The 25,653-nt window shown below is 66.0% G+C and carries 30 protein-coding genes and 1 pseudogene; 13 read left to right on the top strand and 18 right to left on the bottom strand.

Annotated elements, in window-relative coordinates:
* Positions 1 to 109: 109 nt before the first annotated feature.
* Both AB4Y98_RS16555 and AB4Y98_RS16550 read right to left on the bottom strand, forming a co-directional pair.
* Positions 110 to 1,294 carry an MFS transporter gene (locus AB4Y98_RS16555; RefSeq protein ID WP_394198141.1) on the bottom strand — a complete coding sequence of 395 codons (1,185 nt, stop codon included), beginning with the start codon at positions 1,292 to 1,294 and terminating at the stop codon, positions 110 to 112.
* On the bottom strand, positions 1,291 to 2,469 hold the full coding sequence (locus AB4Y98_RS16550; protein WP_442244727.1) for a serine hydrolase domain-containing protein: 1,179 nt from the start codon (positions 2,467 to 2,469) through the stop codon (positions 1,291 to 1,293). The genes AB4Y98_RS16555 and AB4Y98_RS16550 overlap by 4 nt, the downstream gene beginning before the upstream one ends.
* A gap of 228 nt (positions 2,470 to 2,697) precedes the next feature.
* Here AB4Y98_RS16550 and AB4Y98_RS16545 point away from each other — a divergent pair, with 228 nt between their 5' ends.
* Both AB4Y98_RS16545 and AB4Y98_RS16540 read left to right on the top strand, forming a co-directional pair.
* Complete coding sequence (locus AB4Y98_RS16545; protein ID WP_428703833.1) at positions 2,698 to 3,597, top strand: LysR family transcriptional regulator; 900 nt, start codon at positions 2,698 to 2,700, stop codon at positions 3,595 to 3,597.
* Between the two features lie 167 nt (positions 3,598 to 3,764).
* The gene (locus AB4Y98_RS16540) at positions 3,765 to 5,372 is read left to right on the top strand and encodes an ATP-binding cassette domain-containing protein (RefSeq protein WP_442244726.1); all 1,608 of its coding nucleotides are present in this window, start codon (positions 3,765 to 3,767) and stop codon (positions 5,370 to 5,372) included.
* Between the two features lie 96 nt (positions 5,373 to 5,468).
* Here AB4Y98_RS16540 and AB4Y98_RS16535 read toward each other — a convergent pair whose 3' ends face one another.
* The gene (locus tag AB4Y98_RS16535) at positions 5,469 to 6,794 is read right to left on the bottom strand and encodes a GTP-binding protein (protein ID WP_442244725.1); all 1,326 of its coding nucleotides are present in this window, start codon (positions 6,792 to 6,794) and stop codon (positions 5,469 to 5,471) included.
* A gap of 69 nt (positions 6,795 to 6,863) precedes the next feature.
* Here AB4Y98_RS16535 and AB4Y98_RS16530 point away from each other — a divergent pair.
* Positions 6,864 to 7,229, top strand: a pseudogene (locus AB4Y98_RS16530) (MerC domain-containing protein); the annotation flags it as partial.
* Positions 7,230 to 7,236: 7 nt separating this feature from the next.
* On the opposite strand, the gene AB4Y98_RS16525 reads toward AB4Y98_RS16530, so the two are convergent.
* The gene (locus tag AB4Y98_RS16525) at positions 7,237 to 7,521 is read right to left on the bottom strand and encodes a metal/formaldehyde-sensitive transcriptional repressor (protein ID WP_442244774.1); all 285 of its coding nucleotides are present in this window, start codon (positions 7,519 to 7,521) and stop codon (positions 7,237 to 7,239) included.
* Between the two features lie 50 nt (positions 7,522 to 7,571).
* Between AB4Y98_RS16525 and dmeF the strand changes: the two genes are divergently transcribed.
* The 4 genes from dmeF (at position 7,572) to AB4Y98_RS16505 (ending at position 10,377) form a co-directional block, all read left to right on the top strand.
* The gene (dmeF, locus tag AB4Y98_RS16520; RefSeq protein ID WP_428703831.1) at positions 7,572 to 8,549 is read left to right on the top strand and encodes a CDF family Co(II)/Ni(II) efflux transporter DmeF; all 978 of its coding nucleotides are present in this window, start codon (positions 7,572 to 7,574) and stop codon (positions 8,547 to 8,549) included.
* A 92-nt stretch (positions 8,550 to 8,641) separates the two neighbouring features.
* Entirely contained in the window at positions 8,642 to 9,058 is a 417-nt protein-coding gene (locus tag AB4Y98_RS16515) for a hypothetical protein (protein WP_033830222.1), read from the top strand.
* A gap of 75 nt (positions 9,059 to 9,133) precedes the next feature.
* Entirely contained in the window at positions 9,134 to 9,457 is a 324-nt protein-coding gene (locus AB4Y98_RS16510; protein WP_442244724.1) for a hypothetical protein, read from the top strand.
* A gap of 77 nt (positions 9,458 to 9,534) precedes the next feature.
* Positions 9,535 to 10,377 (top strand): class I SAM-dependent methyltransferase, encoded by an 843-nt coding sequence (locus tag AB4Y98_RS16505; protein ID WP_312785737.1) that lies wholly within the window; start codon positions 9,535 to 9,537, stop codon positions 10,375 to 10,377.
* 3 nt (positions 10,378 to 10,380) lie between these two features.
* Here the strand turns inward: AB4Y98_RS16505 and AB4Y98_RS16500 are convergent, their stop codons facing one another.
* The 3 genes from AB4Y98_RS16500 to AB4Y98_RS16490 all read right to left on the bottom strand — a co-directional run bounded on the left by AB4Y98_RS16500 (position 10,381) and on the right by AB4Y98_RS16490 (position 12,684).
* Positions 10,381 to 11,349: a polysaccharide deacetylase family protein gene (locus tag AB4Y98_RS16500; RefSeq protein ID WP_442244723.1), complete on the bottom strand. Its 969-nt coding sequence runs from the start codon at positions 11,347 to 11,349 to the stop codon at positions 10,381 to 10,383.
* Positions 11,350 to 11,437: 88 nt separating this feature from the next.
* Complete coding sequence (locus tag AB4Y98_RS16495; protein ID WP_312785735.1) at positions 11,438 to 11,983, bottom strand: RNA 2'-phosphotransferase; 546 nt, start codon at positions 11,981 to 11,983, stop codon at positions 11,438 to 11,440.
* Between the two features lie 56 nt (positions 11,984 to 12,039).
* A complete protein-coding gene (locus AB4Y98_RS16490) occupies positions 12,040 to 12,684 on the bottom strand; it encodes a hypothetical protein (protein ID WP_312107959.1) in 645 nt (214 codons plus the stop codon).
* A gap of 92 nt (positions 12,685 to 12,776) precedes the next feature.
* Between AB4Y98_RS16490 and AB4Y98_RS16485 the strand changes: the two genes are divergently transcribed.
* Positions 12,777 to 13,493 carry a hypothetical protein gene (locus AB4Y98_RS16485; RefSeq protein ID WP_442244722.1) on the top strand — a complete coding sequence of 239 codons (717 nt, stop codon included), beginning with the start codon at positions 12,777 to 12,779 and terminating at the stop codon, positions 13,491 to 13,493.
* A 4-nt stretch (positions 13,494 to 13,497) separates the two neighbouring features.
* On the opposite strand, the gene AB4Y98_RS16480 is transcribed toward AB4Y98_RS16485, so the two are convergent.
* Together AB4Y98_RS16480 and AB4Y98_RS16475 are read right to left on the bottom strand one after the other, a co-directional pair.
* Positions 13,498 to 13,668, bottom strand: a complete 171-nt coding sequence (locus AB4Y98_RS16480) for a hypothetical protein (RefSeq protein ID WP_312107955.1) — start codon at positions 13,666 to 13,668, stop codon at positions 13,498 to 13,500.
* Positions 13,669 to 13,692: 24 nt separating this feature from the next.
* Positions 13,693 to 14,505, bottom strand: a complete 813-nt coding sequence (locus tag AB4Y98_RS16475; protein WP_025879208.1) for an alpha/beta fold hydrolase — start codon at positions 14,503 to 14,505, stop codon at positions 13,693 to 13,695.
* 228 nt (positions 14,506 to 14,733) lie between these two features.
* Here AB4Y98_RS16475 and AB4Y98_RS16470 point away from each other — a divergent pair, with 228 nt between their 5' ends.
* On the top strand, positions 14,734 to 15,219 hold the full coding sequence (locus tag AB4Y98_RS16470) for a DUF4440 domain-containing protein (RefSeq protein ID WP_442244721.1): 486 nt from the start codon (positions 14,734 to 14,736) through the stop codon (positions 15,217 to 15,219).
* A 22-nt stretch (positions 15,220 to 15,241) separates the two neighbouring features.
* Here AB4Y98_RS16470 and AB4Y98_RS16465 read toward each other — a convergent pair whose 3' ends face one another.
* The gene (locus AB4Y98_RS16465; protein ID WP_442244720.1) at positions 15,242 to 15,787 is read right to left on the bottom strand and encodes a hypothetical protein; all 546 of its coding nucleotides are present in this window, start codon (positions 15,785 to 15,787) and stop codon (positions 15,242 to 15,244) included.
* Positions 15,788 to 15,934: 147 nt separating this feature from the next.
* Here AB4Y98_RS16465 and AB4Y98_RS16460 point away from each other — a divergent pair, with 147 nt between their 5' ends.
* Positions 15,935 to 16,333 carry an XVIPCD domain-containing protein gene (locus AB4Y98_RS16460; protein ID WP_243380336.1) on the top strand — a complete coding sequence of 133 codons (399 nt, stop codon included), beginning with the start codon at positions 15,935 to 15,937 and terminating at the stop codon, positions 16,331 to 16,333.
* Between the two features lie 49 nt (positions 16,334 to 16,382).
* Here the strand turns inward: AB4Y98_RS16460 and AB4Y98_RS16455 are convergent, their stop codons facing one another.
* The 8 genes from AB4Y98_RS16455 to AB4Y98_RS16420 all read right to left on the bottom strand — a co-directional run bounded on the left by AB4Y98_RS16455 (position 16,383) and on the right by AB4Y98_RS16420 (position 23,461).
* Positions 16,383 to 17,483 carry a hypothetical protein gene (locus AB4Y98_RS16455; protein WP_363729536.1) on the bottom strand — a complete coding sequence of 367 codons (1,101 nt, stop codon included), beginning with the start codon at positions 17,481 to 17,483 and terminating at the stop codon, positions 16,383 to 16,385.
* 42 nt (positions 17,484 to 17,525) lie between these two features.
* Complete coding sequence (locus AB4Y98_RS16450) at positions 17,526 to 18,101, bottom strand: hypothetical protein (RefSeq protein ID WP_363729534.1); 576 nt, start codon at positions 18,099 to 18,101, stop codon at positions 17,526 to 17,528.
* A gap of 144 nt (positions 18,102 to 18,245) precedes the next feature.
* Positions 18,246 to 19,394, bottom strand: a complete 1,149-nt coding sequence (locus AB4Y98_RS16445; protein ID WP_442244719.1) for a YncE family protein — start codon at positions 19,392 to 19,394, stop codon at positions 18,246 to 18,248.
* Positions 19,395 to 19,573: 179 nt separating this feature from the next.
* The gene (locus AB4Y98_RS16440; RefSeq protein WP_442244718.1) at positions 19,574 to 20,581 is read right to left on the bottom strand and encodes an XVIPCD domain-containing protein; all 1,008 of its coding nucleotides are present in this window, start codon (positions 20,579 to 20,581) and stop codon (positions 19,574 to 19,576) included.
* Between the two features lie 3 nt (positions 20,582 to 20,584).
* A complete protein-coding gene (locus AB4Y98_RS16435; protein WP_442244717.1) occupies positions 20,585 to 21,211 on the bottom strand; it encodes a hypothetical protein in 627 nt (208 codons plus the stop codon).
* Positions 21,211 to 22,137 (bottom strand): XVIPCD domain-containing protein, encoded by a 927-nt coding sequence (locus AB4Y98_RS16430; RefSeq protein ID WP_442244716.1) that lies wholly within the window; start codon positions 22,135 to 22,137, stop codon positions 21,211 to 21,213. Before AB4Y98_RS16430 ends, AB4Y98_RS16435 begins: the two co-directional genes overlap by 1 nt.
* Before the next feature lie 136 nt (positions 22,138 to 22,273).
* The gene (locus tag AB4Y98_RS16425) at positions 22,274 to 23,212 is read right to left on the bottom strand and encodes an XVIPCD domain-containing protein (RefSeq protein ID WP_049464817.1); all 939 of its coding nucleotides are present in this window, start codon (positions 23,210 to 23,212) and stop codon (positions 22,274 to 22,276) included.
* Between the two features lie 9 nt (positions 23,213 to 23,221).
* Complete coding sequence (locus AB4Y98_RS16420) at positions 23,222 to 23,461, bottom strand: hypothetical protein (RefSeq protein ID WP_442244715.1); 240 nt, start codon at positions 23,459 to 23,461, stop codon at positions 23,222 to 23,224.
* 594 nt (positions 23,462 to 24,055) lie between these two features.
* Here AB4Y98_RS16420 and AB4Y98_RS16415 point away from each other — a divergent pair.
* From AB4Y98_RS16415 to AB4Y98_RS16405, 3 genes are all read left to right on the top strand, one after another.
* Positions 24,056 to 24,265 (top strand): hypothetical protein, encoded by a 210-nt coding sequence (locus AB4Y98_RS16415; protein WP_442244714.1) that lies wholly within the window; start codon positions 24,056 to 24,058, stop codon positions 24,263 to 24,265.
* 91 nt (positions 24,266 to 24,356) lie between these two features.
* Positions 24,357 to 24,782: an energy transducer TonB family protein gene (locus AB4Y98_RS16410; protein WP_442244713.1), complete on the top strand. Its 426-nt coding sequence runs from the start codon at positions 24,357 to 24,359 to the stop codon at positions 24,780 to 24,782.
* A gap of 454 nt (positions 24,783 to 25,236) precedes the next feature.
* Positions 25,237 to 25,605, top strand: a complete 369-nt coding sequence (locus AB4Y98_RS16405; RefSeq protein ID WP_442244712.1) for a hypothetical protein — start codon at positions 25,237 to 25,239, stop codon at positions 25,603 to 25,605.
* Positions 25,606 to 25,653 lie beyond the last annotated feature (48 nt).

The raw sequence follows: 25,653 nt of genomic DNA, 5'->3' as shown, positions 1-25,653 counted from the left end.
ATAGAGAAGAGAAAAGCAACAGCGGGTCGCTGCGCTCGCGCACGCTGTTGAGCTTCGGCTGGGGTAGTGCCGGCCGCTGGCCGGCAACCCCGTCATCCTTGATCGACGCCTACGCCCAGGCCTTGGGCCGCGCCCAGACCCACAGGCCACACACCACCAGCAGCAGCAACGGCAGCCAAGCCAGGTGCTGGGCGCCGCTGGCCTGCAGCATCAGGCCGCCGCCGACGCCGCCGGCGGCGATGGCCAGGTTCCAGCCGGTCACCAGCATCGACTGCGCCAGGTCGGCGGCGGCACCGGCGCGGCGGGCCAGTGCGGTCTGGAACAGGGTGGGTACCGCACCGAACGCGACGCCCCATAGGATCGTCACCAGCAGCAGCACGCCCGGCACACCTGGCCACAGCAGCAGCGAAACCACCGCCATCACGAAGCCGATCACGCTGGCCCACACCAGCGCGCGCAGGTGGCGGTCCACGCCCCAGCCGGCGATGGCGATGCCCACGATCGCGGCGATGCCGAATGCCAGCAGCAGCCGGTCCAGCCACGCCCCGGCGCCGGCCTGCACTGCCAACGGCTCGATGTAGGTGTACAGCACGTTGTGCGCCAGCACGTACAGCACCATCACCAGCAGCGTGCTGCGGATGCCGGGCATGCGCCAGACCGAACCCAGCGACATGCGCCGGCCTGCACCGGCCGCCGGCAACGCGGGCAGCGCCCATCGGGCGTAGCCGAGCAGCAGCACCGCCAGCACGCTCATCAACGCGAACGCCCAGCGCCACCCGATCTGCTGGCCCAGCAAGGTGCCGGCCGGCACTCCCAGCGAAAGCGCTAGCGGCGAGCCGATCATCGCTACCGCGATCGCCCTTCCCTGCAGTTCCGGCACCACCATGCGCGCGGCATAGCCGGCCACCAGCGACCACAGCAGGCCTGCGCCCACACCCGCCAGGAAGCGCGCCACGAGGGTCAGCACGTAGTCGTGGCTCAGCGCGGTCACGGTGTTGACCACCATGAAGCCGGCAATCGCCGCCAGCAGCAGCGGACGGCGCGGCAGGCGCTGGGTCAACGCGGTCATCGGCAATGCAGCCAGCACCGAGCCCAGTGCATACACGCTCACCAGCTGACCTGCGGCCGCATCGCTGACGCCGAGACTTTCGCCCATTGGCCGCAGCACGCCCGCTGGCAGCGTTTCAGTCAGCAGGGTGATGAAGCCACCACCGGCTAGTGCCAGCAGTCCGCGCCACGGCAGGCGCGTTGCTTCACCCGCCGGTGCCGCTGCATCGATCGCATGCCCGCTCATCGCACCGTCTCCAGGTCGGCGTACACCGCATCGCGCAGTTCATCGACAAACGCGCCATGCATGCCTTCGTACAGCGTGTTGGTCAGCGCGACCACGCTCAGGCCACGCGCCGGGTCCACGAACCAGCTGTGGCCGTAAGCACCGCCCCAACGCCATGTCCCTGCGGTCTGCGGTGTGCCGCTGGCCGCGGCATCACGCAGCACCGCAAAGCCGAGGCCGAAGCCCCAACCCGGCGGATCAACCGGTCCCAGCTCGCCGACCTGCGGGGTTCCCATCTGAGCCGCCAGCCGTTCCGGCAGCAGCTGCGAGGCGCGCACATCGCGCAACGCTTCCAGCACGGCCATCACCTCGTCGGCACTGCCCACCAGCCCCGCGCCTGCCGACGGATAGCGGTGTGGATCGGTCGCCCGGGCCATGCTGTATTCGATGCCCACCGAGCCCTCGAACGCAGGCACCACCTCGCCCTCCCGCAACCGATGCGGCTGCGGCATGTCACTGACATACGGCGTGGCCAGACGACTACCCTCGTCGGTGGCGAACGCGGTGTCGCGCAGGGCCAGCGGCTGCGCCAACAACCGGTCGAACAACACCTGCAACCTTTCGCCGGTGGCCGCTTCAGCCACGGCGCCCGCCACATCCACGCCCAGCGAGTACAGCCACTGGCTGCCCGGCGTGAACAACAGCGGCGCCTGCGCGATGCGCTGCACGTTCTGCTGCAGCGTCACCGGGTTCGCGTCCATGCCATCGCTCACACCCGCCTGCGCATAAGGCCCCTGGGCATCGGCTTCCAGGAAGCGGTAGCCCAGCCCACTGCTGTGGCTGAGCAGCTGGCGCAGGCTGATCGGCGGGCGGCTGCCATCGGCCAGTGCCGGGCGGAACGCCGGCAACCAGCGCTGCACCGGCGCGTCCAGGTCCAGCACCCCCTCGGCTACCAGGCGCAGGATCACCGTGGTCAGCAGCGGTTTGCTCACCGAGGCCAGCCGGAACAGGTGGTCGCGGCGCATCGGCGTGTTCGATTCACGGTCGGCCAGGCCACTGGCGCTGGCGTGGCGCAGCACGCCGTGCTCGCGCACCAGTACCACCGCACCGACCAGGCGCTGCGGATGCACGGCCCGCAGCAGCGCGCTCACCGCGGGCAGTGCCGGTGCGGTATCAACAGGAAGGGCGAGTGTCATCGGGGTGATCCGTGGGGAGAGGCCCGCCACGGTAGGCAGCTCCTGCGCCGGCAAAAAGCGGGGCGGGGCTCCGTGCATCATGGACCGGAAAGTCCGCAATCGGCATGATGGCCGGAACCATTGGGCCGCACCGACCCGCCAGGCCCGTGCACCGCAGTGTTGCGCGGGCTACGTCCGCGGGCCGGACTGCCGCACCCTACCCTGCCCACTTTCGCAGCGACCTTCCCCATGTCCGTCCTCGACAACCTGGCCAACCTGCAGACCTTCGTCCATGCCGCGGACACCCGCAGCTTCGTCGACACCGGCCGCGTGCAGGGCATCTCCGCCTCGGCCGCCGGCAAGTGCGTGGCCCGGCTTGAACACGCACTCGGCGTGCGCCTGTTCCACCGCAGCACGCGCAGCATCACCCTCACGGCCGAGGGCCAGCTGTTCCTGGCACGCTGCCGCCGCATCCTCGACGAACGTGATGCCGCACGCACCGAACTGGCCCAGCAACATGCAACCCCCAGCGGCACCCTGCGCATCAGCCTGCCGCTGGTGGGCGACCTGACCCTGCCGCTGATGGCCGAGTTCATGGCGGCCTACCCGGACATCCGGCTGGAGCTGGATTTCTGCGATCGCCTGGTCGATGTCATCGAGGAAGGCTTCGACGCCGTGCTGCGCGTTGGCGAGCCCAGCGATTCACGCCTCACCGCACGCCGCCTCGGTGTGTTCCCACGCCGCGTGGTTGCATCGCCGGCGTACCTGCAACGGCACGGCGTTCCACGCACGCCGGCCGACCTGCTGCAGCACCGCCTGCTGCACTACCGCTTCCCCAGCACCGGCAAGCTCGAGCCATGGCCCATCCTCTGGCCCGAAGGCGAAACGGCACAGGATCTGCCGGTACACCTGGTCGCCAACACCATCGAAGCGCGGGTGGCACTGGCGCTGCGCGACGGGGGCCTGGCGTTCGTGCCGGTGCATTCGGTGCGCGATGCACTGGCCGATGGCCGGCTGGTCACCGTGCTTGATAAGCACGTGCATTCCTGCGGCATCTTCCACCTGCTGTGGCCCTCCGGCCGCCACGTGCTGCCGAAGCTGCGGGTATTCATCGAATTTGTCGGCGCACGGCTGGATACGGTGCCGTAACCCCGCGCCACGGCCGCGACCATTCAGCTCGCGGCGCTATACTGAACGCTCATTCCCCACCGAGGCTCGCGACCAATGCGCCAGTGATGCCGCCGTCTTCGCACTAGACGGCCCGACTCTTCCCGCCCCTGCGCGCAGGGGAGAACCAGGCATCACATGGAGGTCGCATGACTTCGCATTCCCTCACGCTCGATCGCGTGTCGTATCGGTTGGCCGATGGTCGACCGTTGTTTTCCGATCTGTCCTTTTCCTTCGAACCGGTGGCCACCGGACTGGTCGGCGCCAATGGCGCCGGCAAGAGCGTGCTAGCGCGCCTGCTCGCCGGCCAGCTGTCGCCCGACGATGGCCGCGTGCACCGCAGTGGCCAGGTGTTCCTGTTGCCTACGCCGGGCTATCCGCCACGTGGCACGGTGGGTGAACTGGCCGGCGTCGGCGCCGAACTGGCGGCACTGGCACGCATCGAAGCGGGCAGCATCGATGAAGCCGATTTCGTCTGCGTGGGCGACCACTGGGACCTGCGCGAACGCCTGCAGCAGCAGTGGCAGGCAATGCAGCTGCCGGCCGACCTTGATCCGGCGCAGCCCGCCTCCCGGCTCAGTGGCGGCCAGGCGATGCAGGTGGCGCTGTCCGGTGCGTGGGCCAGCGGCGCGGACTGGCTGATCCTCGACGAGCCAAGCAATCATCTCGACGCCCGGCATCGCCACCAGCTGTACGCACAGCTGCAGCAGTGGCAGGGGGGCCTGCTGGCCATCAGCCACGACCGTGGCCTGCTCGCGCAGATGGCGCAGATCGTCGAACTGGACGCGCACGGCCTGCATCGTTACGGCGGACCGTGGCAGCACTATGCCGACACACGCGCCGCCGAACGCGAGGCCGCCGCCGCCCAGCTGGAGCATGCCCGTGCCCATCACCGGCAGCAGCAACGCAGCGCGCGCGAACAGAACGAGCGCCAGCAGCAGCGGCAGGCACGTGGCAACCGCGAAGCGCGCGAGGCCAACCAGGCACCGATCCTGCTCGGTCGGCAGAAGCAGCGCGCCGAAGCGAGCCACGGCCGTGCGCAGCAGATCCAGAACGACCGCCTGCAGGCCAGCGCGGCGCAGGTGCGCGCCGCCGCTGCGGCGGTACACGTGACGCCAGAACTGGCGTTGTTCAGTGGTGAAGGCGAGCGTGGTCAGGCCCGGCTGCTGCAGGCGCACGATCTGGTGCTGCCGCATGGCTGCAACGCGGCGCTGCAGCTGGAGATCCGGCGCGGCCAGCGCATCGCCGTCGTGGGCGACAACGGCAGCGGCAAGTCGACCCTGCTGCGCGTACTGGCCGGACAGCTGGCGGCGCGCAGCGGTCAGGTGCAGCGGCATGCGCCGCTGGCCCTGCTCGACCAGCAACTGCTGGGGCTTGCAGGTGAACAGAGCATCCTCGATGCCGTGCGCGCTGCGAATCCCGCGGCCGATGCGGGTGAACTGCGTACGCGTCTTGCCCTGCTGGGCCTGGATGCGCAGCGCGTCCAACGCCCGGCCAGCAGCCTCAGCGATGGCGAGCGGGTGAAAGGGGCACTGGCCAGCGTGCTGTACGCCGATCCTGCCCCGCAGCTGCTGTTGCTGGACGAGCCGGGCAACGCCCTGGACCTTGCCGCGCTGCAGGCGCTGGAAGAACTGCTGGCGGCATGGCCGGGGGCGTTGCTGATGGTCAGCCATGACACCCACCTGCTGCAGGCCCTGCGGCCAACGCAGGTGCTGCAGGTCGGTGACGCAGGTTGGCAGTGGCGCGATGCGATGTAGAGCCGAGCACGTGCTCGGCTCCTGCAGGCATTCATCCACGCATGGCGTGGATCTACTGCACAGCCCTGCCTCCACGCCCCACGTGGCGCAGACGCATCAACGCGTCCACACCGGGAACGCCTGCGGCATCTGCTGCCACAGCAAGGGCCCGGCCTGCAGCTCGGTGTCGTTGAGCAGGCACGCATCCAGTGCCGACCGCACCACACGCTCGTCCATGTGCACGCCGATCACCACCAGCTCCTGCCGGCGGTCACCCCACAGCGGGTGCCACAGGCGTGCCATCGCCGCGTGCGCCGCCGCGTCCGGGAATTCCTGTGCATCGGGCAACGGCGCGCTCCAGCAGTCGGCCTGCTGCCGTGCCCAGCCCAGATCGCTGTAAGGCAGTGGCGTTGGCGGCAGCAGCGGCGTGGTGTCCTCCTGTCCGGCACGTACACGCTCTCGCGCCGCATACCAGAAGCCCGCCGCCTGGGTGCGCGTGGCCGCGCCCACGCTGTTCAACTCGCCCACCCAGTCCATGCGGTTGGCCAGCCAGAACCAGCCCTTGCTGCGGATCACCCCGGGCATGCCGTGCTGCAACGTGCGTGCGAAGCGGGCTGGGTGGAACGGCCGTCGCGAGCGGTAGACGAAGCTGGCAATGCCGTACTCCTCGGTTTCCGGTGTGTGCTCGCCGCGCAGCTCCTTCACCCAGCCGGGAGCCTGCTGCGCACGATCGAAATCGAAGCGACCGGTATCCAGCAGCTCGGCAAGCGGCACGTCGCCGAACGCGGACAGCAGCAGCTTCGCGTCGCGGTTCAACCCGCGCAGCACCGCCAGCGTGTCCTGCAGCACTTCGTCGTCCACCTGGTCCACCTTGCTGACCACGATCACGTCGGCGAACTCCACCTGCTCGCACAGCAGGTCGACCACGCCGCGGTCATCGTCCGGCCCCGCCTGCTGACCACGCTCGGCCAAGCGCAGCGTTGAACCGAAATCGGCCAGGAAGGCACTGCCATCCACCAGCGTCACCATCGTATCCAGCCGCGCGATATCGCTCAGGCTGAAGCCGTGCTCATCGCGCACCGCGAAGGTGGCCGCTACGGGCATCGGCTCGCCGATCCCGGTCGATTCGATCAGCAGATAGTCGTAGCGGCCGCTGTCAGCCAGGCGCCGGACCTCCTGCAGCAGATCATCGCGCAGCGTGCAGCAGATGCAGCCGTTGCTGAACTCCACCAGCGTCTCTTCGGTGCGACGCAGCTCTGCGCCACCATCGCGCACCAGCTGCGCATCGATGTTGACCTCGCTCATGTCGTTGACGATCACCGCCACCCGCAGGCCATCGCGGTTGCGCAGTATCTGGTTGAGCAGGGTGGTCTTGCCGGCACCGAGGAAGCCGGAGAGCACGGTGACCGGAAGGCGACGGTCGGCGCGGGAAACAGTGTTCATGTCGGAGCGGGTTGGCTGCGGAACGGAAATGTTACTGTATAACAATTGTCGCGCAAGGAACCTCCCTACATGAAGTCGCCCTCAGCCGCCCTGCTTGATGCCGGGGCCGTCGCCCTGTCCAGCCTGTGCCTGCTGCATTGCCTGGCACTGCCCCTGCTGGCGGCCGCGCTGCCGCTGTTCGGCGTCTGGGCCGAAGCGGAATGGGTACACCTGGTCTTCGTGGCCATCGCGCTGCCGATGACTGGCTTCGCCCTGTGGCGGGCCGAACGCCGCCATCCTCTGCCCGCACTGGCGTGGCTGAGCGCCGGTATCGGCCTGGCCCTGTTGATGGCCGGCGCCCTGGCGCTGCCCTCGCACGCGTGGGAGACCCCGCTGACGGTCACCGGCAGTCTGCTGCTGGCCGCCACGCACATCTGGAACGCGCGGCACCGGCACTACCCGGCTATTTGCCGTAACGCCGCAGTAGTTCCACCAGTACCTCGGCTTCGGCCGCCCGCTGCGCCGGGTCTTCCGCGTCCACCACGTGTTCCTGCAGATGCTCGTGCAGCAGTTCCATCAGCAGGCTGTGGGCGGCGCCGCGTACGGCCGCCACCTGCACCAGCACATCGGCACAGTCGCCTGCCTCGCCCCCGGGCGTGTTCAATGCCTGTTCCAGCGCTGCCACCTGCCCGCCGATGCGGCGCACCCGGGTCAGCAGCTGCTTTCGATTTCTGTGTACATGGGCCATGCCGGGATCATATACCCTATGGGGGTATCCACCCAAGCCTGACCGCCGCCATGCACCTGGACGCCCTTGCCGCCGCCCGTCGCCACGAGCACCGCTTCGACGACGGCAATCCGCTGGCCGAACGCAACACCCGCCGCGCGATGTGGCTCACCGTCAGCATGATGCTGGTGGAGATCGTCGGTGGCTGGTGGTTCAACTCCATGGCCGTGCTGGCCGACGGCTGGCACATGAGCTCGCACGCGCTGGCACTGGGCCTGTCGGTGTTCGCCTACCGCTGCGCACGGCGCTACGCGCACGATCCGCGCTTCGCCTTCGGCACCTGGAAGATCGAGATCCTGGCCGGCTATACCAGCGCCATCGCCCTGCTCGGCGTCGCCGCGCTGATGGCCGTGCAATCGCTGGAACGCCTGTGGGTGCCCGCGCCCATCCACTACAACGAAGCCATCGCCATCGCCGCAGTCGGCCTGGGTGTGAACCTGCTGTGCGCGTGGTGGCTGCACGACAGTCCCGGCCACGCCCATCACCACCATGGACACGGGCACGGGCACGACCATCATCATGGGCATGACCACGATCATGGCCACGACCATTCCCACGGCCACGACCTCAACCTGCGTTCGGCCTACGTGCACGTGCTGGCCGACGCCGCCACCTCGGTGCTGGCCATCGTCGCCCTGCTGGGCGGCAAGCTGCTCGGCCTGACCTGGCTGGATCCAGTGATGGGCCTGGTCGGCGCGGTACTGGTCACCGTCTGGGCAATCGGCCTGCTGCGCGACAGCGGCCGCATCCTGCTCGACGCGCAGATGGATGCGCCGGTGGTTGCTGAAGTCCGCGAGGTGATCGAGCAGGGTCCATGGCCGGCACGCCTGGCCGACCTGCACGTGTGGCAGGTGGGGCGCGGCAAGTACGCCGTCGCCGCCAGCGTAGTCACCAGTGATGCCACGCTCGATCCGGATACCGTGCGCCAGGCGCTGGCGATCCACGAGGAACTGGTGCACATCACCGTGGAGATCCACCGCAGCGCGTGACGCCAGCAGGGCGGCGGTTCTTGCCGAAAATCTGTACCGGCCACGGCTGCGTGCTGCCTACACTGGCCGCACCTGCCCCGTCGGGACATCCCATGCGCACGCTCCGCCTGCTGCTGCCCGGTGCCCTCCTGCTGCTGGTGGCCTGTTCCGGCGACACCCAGCTGCCGTTCTCCTCCGACCCGATGCTCGGCTGCTTCGCCACCAACCCGCGCAAGTCCGCCGAGTTCCGCATCGAAAAGGAAGCAAGCCAGTACTTCGTCTCGTTCGAACGCGATGGTCACTGGCAGCGCGAACCCAATGCGCTGTACAAGGCCAGCCGCAGCGACATCCAGCAGTACTTCCGCGATGACGCCGACCAGATCGACAGCGCGCTGATCCGGATGGCCGGCGGCTTCGGCATCTTCCGCGTCAAGGACGGCGCAACGCTGAAGGCCCGGGCACGCGACAGCGACTACATGGCGCTGCTGCTGATCGGCGCCGGACCGGTGTATGCGGTGAAGTGCCAGTAGCGGCCACATTGCAATTCTTCCCATGGCCTCAGCGATGCCGCTGGCACACGCTGCCGGTTTCGAGGAGGAATACCGATGCTCATTCTTCTCCTGCTGGCCGCAATTGTTGCAAAGACCCAGGGTGCTTACGACGAGGTGCGTGAGACCGCTGATGGCGAGATCGTGGTGATGCGTACCTTCGACTGGGAGATCGAAGGGCAACGCGCCGAACGCGTAACCGTGCACTGGCTGCTGCAGGAAGACGGCAGCATGCGGTACGACTTCGACCGGCAACCAGCCGCCACCCAGGAAGTCCATCGCCGTTCGTGCGCGTTGCGGGGAATGCAGCCCTCGCGAGGCGTCGGCCTCATCTCGGGAGAGGGAACCATTCACGGATTCAGCTGCAGCGGCCCGCTGTAGCGCCGCGCCCCTGCCCGGCTCGGCTGCACGGCACCTGCGGTACCATGCCCTCCCCCGAGCCACCTACGCTACCTGCCGTGCCCCACTACTCCGGCCCCCTGCTGACCCGCGACAGCGCTGACACCCTGCGCCGTGCCCATGACAAGGGCGCCACCGAGTGGCCGGGCTCGCTCGATCTGGGCCGCAGCGAAGCGGCGGTACAGCTGGATGCCGAGGGTTTCACCTTCCGCGGCCAGCACTACCCGTGGCCGGGCAAGCTGAAGGACCGCACGCTGTACTACTGGGATGGCGAGGAGTTCTGCTCCATCTCCCGCTTCAGCGGCTCGCTGATCAAGCTGGTGCCGACCGAGTGGGGCGCACCGACCTTCGAGATCGACGGCATCAAGATGCTGCCGACCTCCAAGCTGTCGCCGTTCGAGGACGCGCGCCGCAAGGTCGAGCTGGTCGCCCCGGCGGGCAAAAGCCTCCTCGATACCTGCGGCGGGCTCGGCTACTTCGCCGCCTGCGCACTGGAGGCCGGCGTCGGCCAGATCCGCTCGTTCGAAAAGAACGCCGACGTGATGTGGTTGCGCACGCTCAATCCGTGGTCGCCCGATCCGGATTCAGCCGCCGCGGGCGGCCGCCTGCACTTCAGCCACGGCGACGTCTCGCAGCAGATCGAACAGGTCGCCAGCAACAGCGTCGATGCGATCCTGCACGACCCGCCGCGCTTCGGCATTGCCGGCGAACTGTACTCGCAGGTGTTCTACGACCATCTCGCCCGCGTCATCCGCAAGGGTGGCCGCCTGTTCCACTACACCGGCGCGCCGAACAAGCTGACCAGTGGCCGCGACGTGCCACGCGAAGTGGCCAAGCGCCTGGAAAAGGCCGGCTTCAAGGCCGAGCTGGCGCTCGATGGCGTGCTGGCCATCAAGCGCTGAGGCTCACTCGCCTTCCACCTTGGCCAGCTTCATCACCCACTTCGGCACTTCCGGCTCGCCGGCGTAGAACGCCTTGGGCTTGTTTTCGGCCATCGCCCAGCGGTGCAGCCAGCTCGGCCCATAGCGACCGCTGTAGCCCTCGGCGCCGCGTGCATAGGCGGGGTCGCGCACCGCCTCCTGCAGTGACACGAAGCGATAGCCACGACGCTTGGTGGCCGCCACCAGCTCGGCGAAGGTCGCTGCATTGAGTTCGTTGGCATGCATCAGCCACACCTGCGGCAGCGCATATCCCAGCAGCGCCTGGGACTGCTTCTCGTAGTAATCCACCTTGTTCAGCATGTACGGCACATAGCCCTTGCGCAGGCTCGCCAGCGTCGCCTCGCGCTGCGGTGAATCGGGCTGCTCGTTCATCACGTTGGCATAGGCAAAGGCCCACACCCACTCACCGTTGTCGACCGTCACCGGTGCCACGCGGTAGCCGTGCTGTTTGAAGAACACGTCCATCGCCACGCGGTCTTCCTGCGTACGGCCCGCACGCAGGTAAGGGTGGCGCATCCATTGCGGCGTCTGCCCACGCTCGGCCAGCAGCGGTCGCAGCACCTGCTCGCCGCGCAGGAAGTCCTGCTGGAATGCCGCTACACCTTTGGCGTTGAGGTCCATGTGCGACCAAGTGTGGTTCCCGAGCTCGTAGCCGGCATCCAACCAGTCGCGCAGCATCTGCACCCGCGCCGGCTGCACCTGGCCATCCACTTCCAGCTTGTTTTCGTTGACGAAGCCCACCACCGGCACATCGGCCTGGCGCAGCTGCGCCATCAGTGCGGCATGGCGTGCCTGCAGATCGGCCGGCACGATCTCATCCAGGCGCGCCCACGGCAGATCGTCGATGGTCACCGCGATGCGCCGATCGACTTCGGCAGCATGGACGGTCAATGACAACAACAGCAACGGCAACGCACGCAGGAACAGACGCATCGGTACATCCATGGGACGAGGATGCAGCGACTGTAACGCGATTGGGCCTTGCCGCCGAGTGTGGACCCGGTCGCAGCGCCAGAGCGGGTCAGTCGGCGATGTACTGCGGCGGCACGTGGTCGGTCAACCAGACACCATTGGCCGAGCGGTGGAATACATGCCCGTCGGCATGCATGCGCCCGGCGTGCACGCTGAGGATCACCGGCGCACCGCGGCGGGCACCCACCTGGTGGGCCGTCTCGCGGTCCAGCGACAGATGCACGTGCTGGCGCTCGCCCGGACGCAGACCCTGCTCGCGGATTGCCCCGACGAAGCGCGACACCGTGCCGTGGTACAGCCACGGCGGCGGCTCGACCGGCACCAGTCCGAGATCGACCGTGATCGAATGCCCCTGGTTCGCGCGGATACGCTGGCCATCATCGCTCAGTGCAAAGCGCTGCTTGCTGCAGGTCGCCACGATGTCCTGCAGTCCGCCACGATCAAGCACCTGCCCGTGTGCATGCAGCTTCTGCAGCAGTTCGTCGACGTTGGCCCAGCCTTGGCCGTCCAGGTTCAACCCGATTTTCCCGGGTTCATGGCGCAGCACCAGGCTGAGGAACTTGCTGGTCTGCTTGGTTGAAGTTTCCGTATTCATCCGCATAGCGTGCCGCAGAAGCGCCGGTTGATGCCAGTCAGTGGCCCGCGCGCGAGTCAGAGCCGGGTCAGCTGCGAGGTGGTGCGCCACAGCCACAGGCCAACCACCATCGCGGCCAGCAACAGTCCGCACAGGATGATGGCCAGCGCATCAGGTGCGTGCGGCGGCGTCAGGTCGGCCTTGGCGAAGATCTGCAACAGCCATCGCCGCATCGAGGACGGGAGCGCATGTCCGTCTGGTGTCAGGTCTGTCATGCATGCTGCAGGCAGCGCAGTGGTGATGCCCTTCCAGGCTTGGTCATACAGTCGCAGCATCGCGCTGGCCAGCAACAGCGCCGCCGCGTGCAGGGCCAGCAATCCCCACGCACTGCGGCGTAACCGTGCATCAACATGACGCAGCAAGTGCACGCCGACCGTCAGCGTGCCCAGCAGGGCAAGCAACAGCGTGGCCATTGGCAACCAACACAGCGGCTGCCAGCCATCCAACGCACCGGCACGCGCCAGCAGGTGCTCGGCGACCTGCATCCGGGCGGTTGGATCAGGTCCACCGCAGGCCAGCGTCAGTGGCTCCAGCAGCAGGTCCATGCGGTGGTGAAAGTAGCCTGCGGCCAAGCCCACCGACAACAGCGCCAGCACCTGCAGCAGGAACAGCATCAGGCCGGCGCCGAAGAAGCGCCCGAGGCGGGCAGTGAAGGCGGTCATCGATGTATCCCCAGCGAGTGACGCGCATGCTAGCCAAGCCAACCGCCGCTGTCGGCTGGCAGATACGACACGACCTTGGAGGATGCGCGATCATGTCCACTCCTTCAGGAGAGTTGGCGATGGTAGGGCTGTATCTACTCGTGCGTACCCTGCTGCCGGTTCTGCTTGGCGGGCTGGTTGCGATGCTCGGCGCACGCGTGATCAATGCGCGGCTGGCCCGCCTTCCGCCGCGCGTGATTGCACTGCCGGATGAGAGCCTGCTGCCCAAACCCGCTGCACAGCGACGTTATCGCCGCATGCGTCGGCGCAGACCGCGCCTGCAGCGCTTTACCCAGCCGCCCAAGGTGCCGAGCAGCTGGGTCCTGCTCGCGGCAATGGCGTTCATCGGCACGGTGGGCCTGACCGTCTACCTGATGCCCGATGGCCCCCGCTTCCAGGTGCTGGTCGAGAGCACCTTGGGATATCCCTCCACCGTCATCGAGGTCCGCGCGCCCATGCAGCAGCAGCTGCAGTTGCTGGATGCCTGCGCCCCCGTGCTGCATCGCACTGTCCGCCCCATCACCATGCGCTACCGCAGAGCCCGCACCGGCAATCCGGTCGAGGTGCACGGGGTACTGCCGGTGCAGGTGCGGCACCGCGGCACGCTGCTGCAGGTGGCCACGGCGCAACCGGTGGATGTGGCCCTGCTACGTGATGCTCTGTACCAGTGCAGCGCATCGTCCAACGTTACGCTGACGATACAGCCGCGCACCGTCGCGCCATGGCGGGAATGGGGTTGGAAGCCGTGGCCGGGGCGCAGCGGCCAGTAAGGCTTCAACCGCGCGGCAGTTTCACCGCCCACATGTTGTCCACCAGGTTCGGGTAACGGCGCCCGTTCTCCTCTGCCCGCTGCCGCGCCGCCGCCTTCTGCGCTTCCGTCAGCGGCTGCGTCTTCTGGCCCTTCGGGTTGAGCTTCTTCCAGGGCGGCGTGCGGGCAGTGGGCATGTGCGGATGATGCCGTAGTGGGTGTTACTTCTTCAGGAATTCCAGCAACGCCAGATTGAAATCATCGGCGTGGCTGGTATTGCAGCCATGCGGTGCATTCTTCAGCACCACCACCTCGCTGCCTGCGATGGCCGCATGCGTGCGCTTGCCCGAACCTTCGAACGGCACCGTCGCATCGCTGTCCCCGTGCAGCACCAGCGTCGGTACGGTCACTTTCTTCAGGTCCGCGCGGAAATCGGTGGTGGCGAACGCCTTCATGCACCCCAGCGCAGCGGTCTGGTCAGATTGATGGGCAAGCGCGATGGCGGCCTGGCGCTCGTCCTCGGTGACCATCAGCTTGCCGTCGGCACTGAAGAAATCGCGGGTAAAGCCGTCGAAGAACGACTCCCGGTCCTTCTCCAGCCCCTGGCGCATCTCATCCGCCTTTTCCTGGGTCAGCGGCCCTTCGGGATTGTCCGCGCCCTTCAACAGGTACGGCGGCACGGCCGCAGCGAACACCACGCTGTGCAGGCGGTCTTCACCATGGTTGGCGATGTAGCGCGCCACTTCGCCACCGCCCATCGAGAAGCCGACCAGGGTGACATCGCGCAGATCGCGTTCGTCGATCAGACCGGCCAGGTCAGCGGCCAGGGTGTCGTACTCGTAGCCATCGGCGGGTTTGTCCGAGCGGCCGAAGCCGCGACGGTCGTAACTGATCACGCGGTAACCGGCATCGCGAAGCAGCGGCACCTGCGCCTTCCAGGATTCGGCAGACAGCGGCCAGCCATGGATCAGGATGACCGGGCGGCCGGTGCCGCCGGTGTCTTCAATGTGCAGTCGGACGGAGGAGGTAGCCATGGGAACTCCCGGGGGAAAGAGGAGCCCAGCCTAGGCAATCGCACCGGAGGCGCCCGTGATGGATCCGGCTCAGGCCATGACATCGCGTACACGGCACCGGCCAGCCGGCACATCGGTTCACACCCGCCAGCACGGCATTGGTCGGGCCCTGCGCCGATTTCGTCACGCCCCGGTTACCGTGCGCCATCGCCCATGCCAGTCTGCGCCGGTCCTCAATGGAGCCACGCCATGCTGCTCGCCCTGCCCCTGCTCGCCGCCGCCGTCGCCGTCGCCGGCACATCCCCCGCCAGCGACACCCTGCGCGAGCAGATCCGCGCGGCCGACACGCAGCTGTTCGCCGTGGCCTTCGATGCCTGCGATGCCGACAGGGCCGCCGCGATGACCACCGAAGACATGGAGTTCTTCCATGACAAGGATGGCAAGTCCGCCAACAGCCGCGAGGACTTCCGCCGCAGCGTGGCCACCCTGTGCGACAACGCGCGCAAAGGGGGCTGGCACCTGCGGCGCGAACTGGTGCAGAGCTCACTGCAGGTCTTTCCGCTGCACGACGATCGCGCCCTGGAAATGGGCGATCACCGCTTCCATGAGCGCGGCGCCGATGGCGTTGAACGCTGGACCGGCCAGGCCCGTTTCATCCAGGTCTGGCGCCGCGTGGATGGCCGATGGCAGGCCGAGCGGGTGATCAGTTACGACCACCGCCCGGCAGACAAATAAACATCACCGCCGCAGCGCCCACTCAGTCGCGCAGGTTGCTGGCGCGCGTCAGCATCCAGCAGCCGTAGCGGCGCGCGAAGGTATAGGAGTCGCGCTCGGCGTCGCTGCCGAAGGTCACGCGCTGCCCGTTGTCATCGATCGCTTCGATGCGTGTGGGCGCGTTGTAGGCGCCGGCGCGCATGCGCTCCAGCGCGGCCGGATCGCGGCTGACCGGCGAGGGCACGAACAGATCGAACGTGGCCAGGTAGCGGTAGCTGAAACGTTTCAACCGCGCGGCACCCTGCTCCAGCACGACGTGCGTGGGCGCCAGCCCCTCGTGGTCATCGCGCACGGTGTGCATCGGCACCTCGTACTCCAGTGGGTCGGAGGTGTAACGCAGGCGCACCCGGTCATCGGCCGGGTCGGCGAAGCGTTGCAGGAAACGGGTGAAGTCCTGCGAAGGGCAAGCGGGATCGTCCGCCGCCACGGGCGTGTCAGCCGCCGCAATACCTGCGCAGACCCACAGCCCCACGCCCAGCAGCAACCGCGCGGCCGCCTGTCCCCGTATCCGGATTGTCTCCCCGTGCACCACGCTTTCCCCCGCTGCCATTGCACCGGACGCCATCCCCTGCGTCGCCGGGCCACAGGCTAGCAACAAAGCGGTTACCGGCGCAGCCCGCGACCGTTTTACACTGGCCACATCCGGCCACACGGTAGCGGCCACATGGAGCCCCCAATGACCCCTGACGATTCCCTTCACCAGCAGATCCGCCAGAACGTGGCCGCACTGGACGAAAAGCACGGCCGCGCGTTCGACGCCACCAGCGAGAACGTGGCCGCCAGCCTGGCCGTCAAAGCCCGCGAACAGGGCCTGGAACGCGCCGACCACGTGGTGGTGAGCAACGCCACGGCCAACCACCCGGCCGGGCACAACATCTTCGTGGTGCAGGGCGACCCGGCCAACCCGGCGCACCTGCGGGCGATGCTGCCGACCGCCGTGGCCGCGCAGACGCCGGCCGAGGAGTCACTGCAGAAGCTGGGACTGGGTGGGCAGCAGCCGGTGCAGGCCGAGCAGCAGACGCTGGATGCACAGGCGCAGGATCAGCAGCAGAACCCTGCGCATCGGATGGGGTGAACACCGGCAGGCGTCGATGCGATCGACGCCTTTATGGCATGGGCCGCTATCAGCCCATTCGCGGCTGGGACTGCTGCGTCTGTTGCTGCAGCTGATCCTCATGCGCAATGCGGCAGGACTCACGCCCCTGATGCTGCACGCTGGCTTGTTGGTACACCTCTTCAACCGTGCCCTGCTGGGCATCGACCAGCGACAAGCGCTGGCGGTTCGCTGCAGGGTCCGGTGAAGCGGTGTCGCCAGTGCGCTGCAGAAAAACATAGCCCGGCGAATCCACAGCGCCGCCGCTGCTGAAGGCCACCTGCAAGGTATCGCGTTCGGTGTAGCCCCCCTGCACCGCCAATCGTGTCAGGTGGCCCGCCAACAGCTCGGGCTGTTGCCCCGCCGGCAGCCCTTGGCGCTCGGCGGCGTCACCCAGCGCTGCCCGCACCCGCTGGTCGAGAGGATGCAACGCGTCGCCCGGCACGCGTGCGTCGTTGGCCACCCGCTCGCCGCTGCGCTCGCCGATGTCGTCGTTGTCGCTCAGCAGGCGATGCTTCCACGTACGATCGGGCATCGGGTTGGTTTTCGTACGATTGAGATCACTGTTGGGGAACGGCGGATCGATGCTGTCGACGCCGTGGATGTTACGCAGCGGACGATAACCGTCCTTGCCACCGCCATTGATGTCCAGAGGAATGCGGACATCCGGGAAAAGCTGCCCGGCGGGACCTCCCAGCGCATTCACGTCGATGCTTCTTTTCCGCTCGATGCCCGCGTGGTTCAAGGCTTCCCAGGTGAAGTCCACGCAGTTGTTGCGGACATCCTGGTAGTGCTTGCTGAAGCCAAACCCCTCGGGATCTTTGCCGAAGGCGTCGAGCTTCTTGTATTGCTCCTCGCTGATTTCGAGCGTCCGGGTGTATCGCGGATCCTTATAGATCAGATCATCTTTCTTCACGATGTCGCCCGGCCCATTGATGTCGCCATGCACCACAGGTGCAAAGCCGTAGCTCTGGGGAGGCACACCCGTAGCGTGCAGGACGTAGAACATGTGCCCCGGCGCGGAGGTCTGCAGAACACCATCCACAACCTCCTGCTTACCGGTCGAAAGATCAAGCAGAGGGGTCCCGGGTGCCGCAATGACGATATCTACGGTGTAGCGTGGCTTGTCCATAAGATTGTTCCTTCAGTTCCTTCCAAGGGATGTAAATAGAGCCTACTTACCAACGGGTCGTGCAGCGTGGACGCGAAGACGGGCCGAATACTCGCCCAGTTCCGGGGTCACTTTGACGGTGCGAACCTGCACTCGATAGCGGTTGTCGTTCTGCAGGGGCAAGGCAACGACACTCAGCATGTACTGCCCGCCGCTACCTGACCGCAACATTGCATAGCGCCAAGTGTCCGACGTATGCCACGCAGGAAGCGGCTGACCTGCGTTGAGTGCTAGTGCCTGGTAATTGTCGTAGGTAGGCACATCCTTCCAAGCCCCGCCTGTCCAGCGCTGCAGGACCACTTCGAACGGAATGTTCAAGCGCTCCAAGTCCGGCGCATCCGCGCTGTACGGTCTTTGGCGTTGCATCTCGAGTTCCAACGCATGAATGCGGCTGGGAGTGAAATTGCGTCCGTTCATCTCGAACTCGAAAATCACCTCTTGGCCCGGCTGATCCACAGCGATCGGCTGCGTGAGGTCCAGCGGCTCGGGTGGAACAGGATCACGGCTGGAACAGGCGCCCAGCACGGAGCTCAAGATGATCAACAGGCCGGCGCGCAGCCAGCGGTGGATACACAGCATGATTCAGACCCTTTGGCTCCCTGCCATGGGCTTCAACCCTAGCGGGTTGGCGGTCGGCACTGCAACCGGGCAAAGAAAAAGGCAGGGCAAAAGCCCTGCCTTTTTCACGCGTCAGGACGCCGGGCGTGGCCCAGCGTCATCGCATCACAGCTGGATCCGCGCCACGCTCTCTTCCGCGCCCTTGGCATCCTTCTCGCCGTTCTTGATGCTCACGTACAGCACGTTGTTCCTGGCATCCAGCGCCAGGCTGTTCGGGTGCGTCGGCACGGCGTAGGTGGCCACCTTCTGGTAGCTGTCGCTGTTGTACGCGGTCACCGTACCGGCTTCGCGGTTGGTCACGTACAGGCGCTTGCGCGGTGCATCCAGCAGGATGCCCAGCGGGCCGGCGTCGGTCGGGATGCTGGCCAGTTCCTTGCCATTGCTGCGGTCGAGCACCAGCACGCGCTGGCCCGGGTGCTTGCTGACCAGCCCGCTGCTCTTGGCCTGGTAACCCCGCAGCATTTCCGAGCCCTGGTCGGTCACGAACAGGCGCTTGCCGGCCGGGTCCAGCGCGATGTTCATCGGCTGCTCGGCGGCAATCTTGTGCTGGGCTTCGACCTTGTTGGAGTCGGTGCCGACCACCACCAGATCGGCCAGCAGATTGCTGGTGTACACGCGCTTGTTGGCGGCATCCAACGCCAGGCCCGGCGCCTTGGCGTTGCCCAGGCCCGGAATGGTGTTGATCACCTTCAGGGTGTTGGTATCGATCACGAACAGCACGCTGCTCACATCGGGCTGGCTGCTGTGGCCGGTTACGTACAGGCGGTTGGCGGCGCTGTCGACCACCAGCTCGCGCAGATCGTGGGTGTAGGCGGCCTTGCCATCCTTGCCGGTCTTCTTCTCCATCAGCTGCACGGTGCCGATGGCCTTGTTCTGTGCGGTGTCGACCACGGTTACCGACAGGTCCACGGTGTTGCCCACGTACAGGCGGTTGTGGGCGTCATCCAGCACCACGCCGAACGCCTTGCGCTCCAGCGGGATGCGGGTTTCCACGGCCAACGTGGTCGGGTTCAGGCGCAGCACCTGGGCCGGGCCGGCGTTGTCACCGAAGCCACCGGACGAGGCAACGAACACGGCGTTCTGCTTGGGGCTGTAAGCCAGCTCGTACAGGCCCTGGGCGATGGCCTGGCGCTGCACGGCGATGGCGGGGCTGGTGGCGGCGGCGGCTTCGGCGGCGAAGGCGGTCGGAGCACCGAGGCTCAGCGACACGGCGACGGCCAGCGCGGCCGAACGGAAAAGGGAATTGCGGATCATGCGAGCGTCCTTCAATGGGCACGGAGGGTGTCCTGGCTCGCGGGGCCGTTCTTCGACGGCCCGGCCCTGCATCTGTCTGCGCGGGGTGGGCTGGCTGGGTAGCGCGGGAATGGTAGCAGGTAGGGGCCGTGGCGTCCGCCTGCGGATGCATGGCGGACGCGCTGTTCGGTGTTGGGCGCCTACGCCATGCGCGGGGCGTGGGTCTGGGCCAGCTGCTGCTCTTCCTGTTGACGCTGGGCATCGCGCTGCGGCTGTGCCTGCGCCAGTTGCTCGATGCGCTCGAACGAGGCGGCCACCGGCGTCTGCGCGGCGACATCTGCCGGCAGACTGGCGCGCTGATGCGCCGGGTCGCTGCGATCGCCCTGCACGATGAAGAGGTTGGGGGCGGCGTCGCCACGGCGCTCGCCGAGCAGCACATCGTCTACGCGCGTGAACTGCTGCTCCTTGGAGAGTGCCAGGAGGCTGGCGCTGACGTTGCCGTTCTGGGCGCCGAAGGCTCCGAGGTCGGCCACCTGCTGGTGAAGCTGATTGAGGCGAGTGTGATCGGCGTGGGATGGATCGGCGGGGGTTCCGCTCAAGGGATGGGCATCCTGCGTCCGCTCGCCATTCTGCGAAATCCACCACTGACCGAAGGTCTGCGTCGGCATGTCATTCCACTTCACCTTGTCCAGCTCGCTGTCCTTGACCTGCTGTGGGATAGCGTTGATCGCGGGTATGTTGTCCAACACCTTGATCGAGCCTTCGTAGTTCCTGATCTCACCGGCCAGTCCTACCGGGCGCAGACCAGCGTGGTTCAACGCACCCCAGGCGAAGTCGGTGCAGGCATTGGTGACCAGGTTGTAGTTGTTCTTGTCGAAGCCGTGCTTTTCCGGGGCTTCAGCGAACTCCATGATCTTGTCGTACTGTTCCCTGCTGACTTCTATCGTGCGCTCGTAGCGCGGATTTCTGTAGACCAGATTGTCGTAGGTATCAACTTCACCTGCGTCCGGGTTGGTTGGCGTGGGCGCGCGCGTATATCCGTAACTTTTTGGATCGCGTCCGCTGCCATCATCGATCGTGAGGAACATGTGCCCCACGGACGAGTTCTCGAGCCGTACTGGCACGGAATCCCTTTCGCCCCAGCGAGGCGTTCCCGGAGCAGCCACATGGATCGTGACGGTGAAACGCTCTGCAGCGTCCTTCTGCATCTCTCATTTTCCCAGTAGTTGGAAGCCGACAATAAGCTCGGCCGATATGTCATTGAGCTGGGGTCGATCCTCCAGCAGGTCCACGGTCAAATGGTATCTGCCGGCATCCAGCAGGCCCGCATCGGCCAGTTGCAGCATGTGGTAGGAAACATCCTGCGAGTACAGTCCAGCCTCAATCAGCATCCCGCTTTCAACTTTCCCCTGAACCAACTTGCCGACGTGGCCGTCAGGCGGAAGAGGCTCCATGCTGCGGCCTCCCGGGGCCGTGGTCATCAGTCGCACCGATGTAGCGTGGTCGCCGTCCAGGCGCTCCAGACGAACGCGCGCGGGGACACCGACGTCCCTTATCCGCTCGGCCTCGGCAAGCAGCGGCTTGACCTCCTGCGCTTGCAGGCGGAACCCGATCTTCAGACTTGGAATCGCGGGAGGTACTGCAGGCGGCAAGTCAAAGGTCACGTCCACGATGCGCCCCGCCTTGTCCAACCGCACGCCTCGCGTGAACGGCACCACGGTTCGTGCGTCGGCCTCGGCCCGGGTCAACAGCTTCGGGGCTTCAGGTGACGAAGTACTGCCGCAGCCCACCAGCAAGGCGAGTACCACCGACGCAACAACTGCACGCACGGCCCGCATCACTGCTCCTTCAGCCGTAGCGAATCAGCCACATCGGTCTGTGCCGCCACCTCCGTAGCGATGCTCGCGCGGCGATGCCCCGGATCATCGCGGTCGCCCTGCACGATGAAGATGCTCTCCGCCTCGTGACTGCTCTTGGTAGGCCGGCTGAGCAGCACGTGGTCCACGCGCGACAGGTTGTTCTGCTTGGCCAACACCAGCAGGCTGGCGCTGATGCGCTGGCTGGTGTCGTCGAAGGTGCGCCCGTGTGCGGCGTCCAGCTCGGCCACCTTCTGGATCAGCTGCGCGAACAGCCGGTGGTCCGGGTGCGAGGGGTCCAGCAGCGTGCCGGCCACTTCCATCGGGCTGGGCGGCGGCTCGTCGCTCGGGCGACCGCCTTCGCGGTGCAGCTCGGCCTCACGTTCGGGCATCGGGTGGTGCTGTTCGCCATTCAGCTCGCTGGCCGGGAATGGCGCAGCGATGCACTGGATTTCCGGCAGGTTGAACAGCACCGCGAACTCGCCCAGGTTGCTGCCGCCGTCCAGCGGTGCCGGCTGCGAATGCAGGCCGGCATAGTGCAGCGCGGCCCAGACGAAATCGCTGCAGCGGTTGATGGTGGCCGGGCGATCGACATCGAAGCCGAACTCGGCCGGCTCCTCGGCGAAATCGCGCAGGCAGCCGTAGTGCTCTTCGCTGATTTCCAGGGTGCGGCTGTAGTACGGGTCGCGGTGCTCATCGGCATCGTCGTGTACGACCTCGGCGTACTGCACACCGGCAGCGGCCTCATCGGGCGGCAGACGCAGCGGTGCGAAGCCATAGCTGTGTGCTTCTTCGCCTGTCGCGGTCTGGAAATACATGTGCCCGCGCGGTGAGCTGCCGCCGCTGTTCAGCGGGGTGCCGGGGGCGGCTAGAAAGAGGGTTACCGTGTAGCGTGTTGCTTGCTCCATGCCTGCTCAGCCTTGTTGGGTACTGCGGTCCTGGCCGGATGATCGCATAGGTGGGTTCGCGGGCAGGTGGAGAGAAAAGCAGCACGGGGGCCGAAGCCCCCGAAACTGTGATCTACCATGCAGTACTCGGCCCGGGTCAGCCCATTTGCATGGGTGCCCGGCTCTGCTCCAGCACGGGCTCCTGCTGTGCCGCCAAGGCGCGTTCCTGCTGGCTTTGCGAAATCTGCTCTACCTTGGCGAACGACTGCTCCACTGGCGTTCGGGCTGCTTCCTCTGCCGTCATAGAGGCTCGCACATGCGCAGGATCGTTGAGCTCGCCCTGCACGGCGAATAGCCGCTGTGCTGAGCCATCAGCGGGCGTACTGCCCAATACAACATGATCGACGCGCTCCAGCCCATTTTCCTTGGCGGTGGCCAGCAACCCCACCGAGATGCGCTCACTGGTTTCGTCGTAGGCCCGACCGTGCCTCTCATCAATGCCCGCTATGCCCTTGCGGATGGTGTCGAGCATCTCGCGATCGTTGCCTGGCAATTGCTCATCGCTGATGAGGCGTTGCTTCAGGGTTCGGTCCGGCATCTTGTTGTAATGCTCGATGTTCAACTCACTATCGGGAAACGGTGCGCGGATGCTGCGGATGTACTCGACATTGGTGAGCGGCTTGAGTCCACCTTGGAAATCCTTGTCCTGCATGAAAAGCGCATTGGTGCGATGGAGTCCCGCGTGATTCAGCGCGCCCCAAGTGAAATCAATGCAGCTGTTGTTGAGCCCGTGATACTCCGTATTGAACCCATGCTTGTCCGGCGCGGCACCAAATTCCTTGAGCTTTTCGTACTGATCTTTCGAGATTTCGAGCGTTCGTTGGTAGAAGGGATTCTGGTACTCCCGCGCGTCAGAGTCGTAAACCTTGCCGGGGCCGGTCGTCGCCCCGTGCTCCTTCGGCGCAAAGCCATAGCTGATGCTCTCACGGCCATTACCCACTGTGTAATAGACGTGGCCTGCGGTAGATGTTCCGCCCTCCAACAGCGGGGTTCCTGGCGCCGCAACGTAAATTGTCACGCGATATCGTTCGTCCATGAAACGCTCCTATTTCGACTTGTGCTTGTAGGCGACAAGCAACTCTGCCGGGATCGGCGCGAGATGCACGGGTGGGTCAAGTAACTCCACGCTCAGGCGGTACCTGCCCGGAGAGAGGTTCTGGCCCCACGCCATCGCCAGTTGCTTGTAGTGCCCCTGCGGATTGGACAAACCTGCCGCTTCAAGTGAGGTGTCGTCCACGTCATCAAGCCAGACCGTTGAAACGCGCCCATCAGCGTTGATCGGCACGAGAGTGGCAGCCGTTCCTGGCTGCTGCTCAACACGGACGAGTGGAGCACTTGCCTCACTCATTTCCCCGAGCTGAGTAAGGTGCACGCGTGCAGGCAGACCAGCCCCTCGAATCATCAAGGCCCGCTCCTGCGCTACGGCACCATCTTCCCCACTTACGCGGACGGCAACCAGGAGCGTTGGCGTTGCGTTTCTACCGGGTGGCTCCAGATTGAACTCTACGACCATTGGCTCGGCCATTGACGTCAGAGTAAGCGGCCTGACAAGCGGCACATTGTTTTGTGCAGCACTTGAAGAAGCCTCAGATCGCGGCGGGGAAGTCTGTGCCTGGCAAGCGCTCAGCAGAAGAAAAGTCAAGCATGCGCCTGCTCCCAGCATCCGTCGTCCCAGTCGCAGCATCGTCCGTCCTCGCGTGAGCTTTGATTGATAGGTGTGTTTTCACCAGGCTTTCTTATACACCCAGGCCTAAAAGCAATCTACGACGACTGTCACTACAGAGCGGACGGGCACCGCCGAGCCCGCAGTAAGTCGAATTCACATCCCATGTGTTGAGACGCACTTCAGCCATTCTCCCCTCCCCACTGGAGGATCACCATGACCAAGATCGACCCCGCATGGCTCGAAGCCCTCGACAAAGAGCTCCTCCACCTGTTCGCCATCGACCACCGCGATGCCGGCATGGATGAGCACCTGCTGCGCTGCTACACAGACCTCCCACCACGCGAAGCAGCACTGGCCTTCGGCAGCGACTACGACCTGGAGCGCGACGATGCACTGTGGCCACGACCGCGCGTGCCTGTGTGAACCACGCAGCAGTCCCGCACCCCGGCATTCAAGGCAAGCGATGCCAGGGCATGGCCGCTATGCTGGCAGCGCACCGGAATGGAAACCACGTATGCCCCGTTTGAACGCCGCCCTGGCACTGAACCTCGCTCTGATGCTGCTGGGCGCTACACCTGCCATGGCCATGGCGGCAGATCCGCAGGTTTCCACTGAAGTGTTCGTAGAGCGCGGTGACAACCCCACCTTCGAGCTGAAACAGGCGCCTGCCGTTGAGTATTCAACGGCCCCTGCCACGCCGCCCGATACCTTGCTGCAGGTTCCCATGGAGGTGCTGTTGGTTGCTCAACTGGATGAGCTGGGCCACGTTTCCAACGTAATGGTGGCGCGGTCCAGCGGACTGCGGGAGATTGATCGTGCGGCCTTTACCGCAGTAGACCAGTGGCGCTTCGAACCTGTCGTGGTTGAAGGCGTCGCGCTGCATGCGCGGGTTCGGGTCCGTATGACCTTCGTGCCCACGGCCGAGGCGCAGCCCGGCTGAACTGCTGCTCCAATCTGTCGTAATTGGTCCTACGCCGTAGGCCTGGCTGTAGGCATCCTGTGCTTGGGGCCAATAGCGCCAAGCCCTTCAAGACCGTTGCGGCGCAATCGCTTGCCGGCTTAACACCGTGTGCGACAATGCCGAAAGCGTCAGGACTGGCAATCGTCAGTTCTGCAGTTTCTTGGCATTTGGCAGCTGTGCGGGTATCTCTTTGCGTGCCACCGAAAACGGGTGGCACGGGTGTCGAAAGCCCGTTCAGTAACCATGTGTTTTACGCTTGTCAGCCGGCGTCACCTTTGCGTGGCGCCGGCTGGCAATCCGTTCGCGTTCCATGGCGGGCGGTGCGTGGGGGTCTTCGGACCCACCGGCTTGGTTACTGTCCGGCTTTCGAACCACGCATCGTCCGCCGCCTTTATCTGGTGGCGCTGCTATCTGTCCTGTACGGAGCATTGCCATGAACGCATCGGAATTCCGCTCTCTCCACGCGCAGCACGACCCAGCCAACACCGAAGTCGAGCGCGAACCGTCTGCCGATCCCAACACCTTCGTTGCCACGCTGCGCCGCATCGGAACCGGTGCTGCTGCGGATGGCCAGTCTTGGCCGGAGCGGCATCAACTGCCTGGGCGTTGTCTTCAACTGGCGGATGCGGACTGCGCGCTGGCCGGGCTGCGCGTGGTGCAGGAGGTGCTGTTGGCCGCGGAGCGCACGCGGCAGAACGGTGAGCCTGAGGAGGACCTGGGGGACCGGGTGATGGAGGGGCTGATGATGGCGTGTGTTGGGTTGACTGCGCAGGTGATTGAGCGGTTGCGGGTGCGGGAGTAGTGGCTGCCCTGCCGCCTGGTACGCAATCATGCGTGCGGTCCACTTGGT

It is taken from the genome of Stenotrophomonas sp. 2YAF26 (genome assembly GCF_052114625.1).
GTDB lineage: Bacteria > Pseudomonadota > Gammaproteobacteria > Xanthomonadales > Xanthomonadaceae > Stenotrophomonas > Stenotrophomonas indicatrix.
This window is presented reverse-complemented; position numbering and strand designations above follow the sequence as displayed.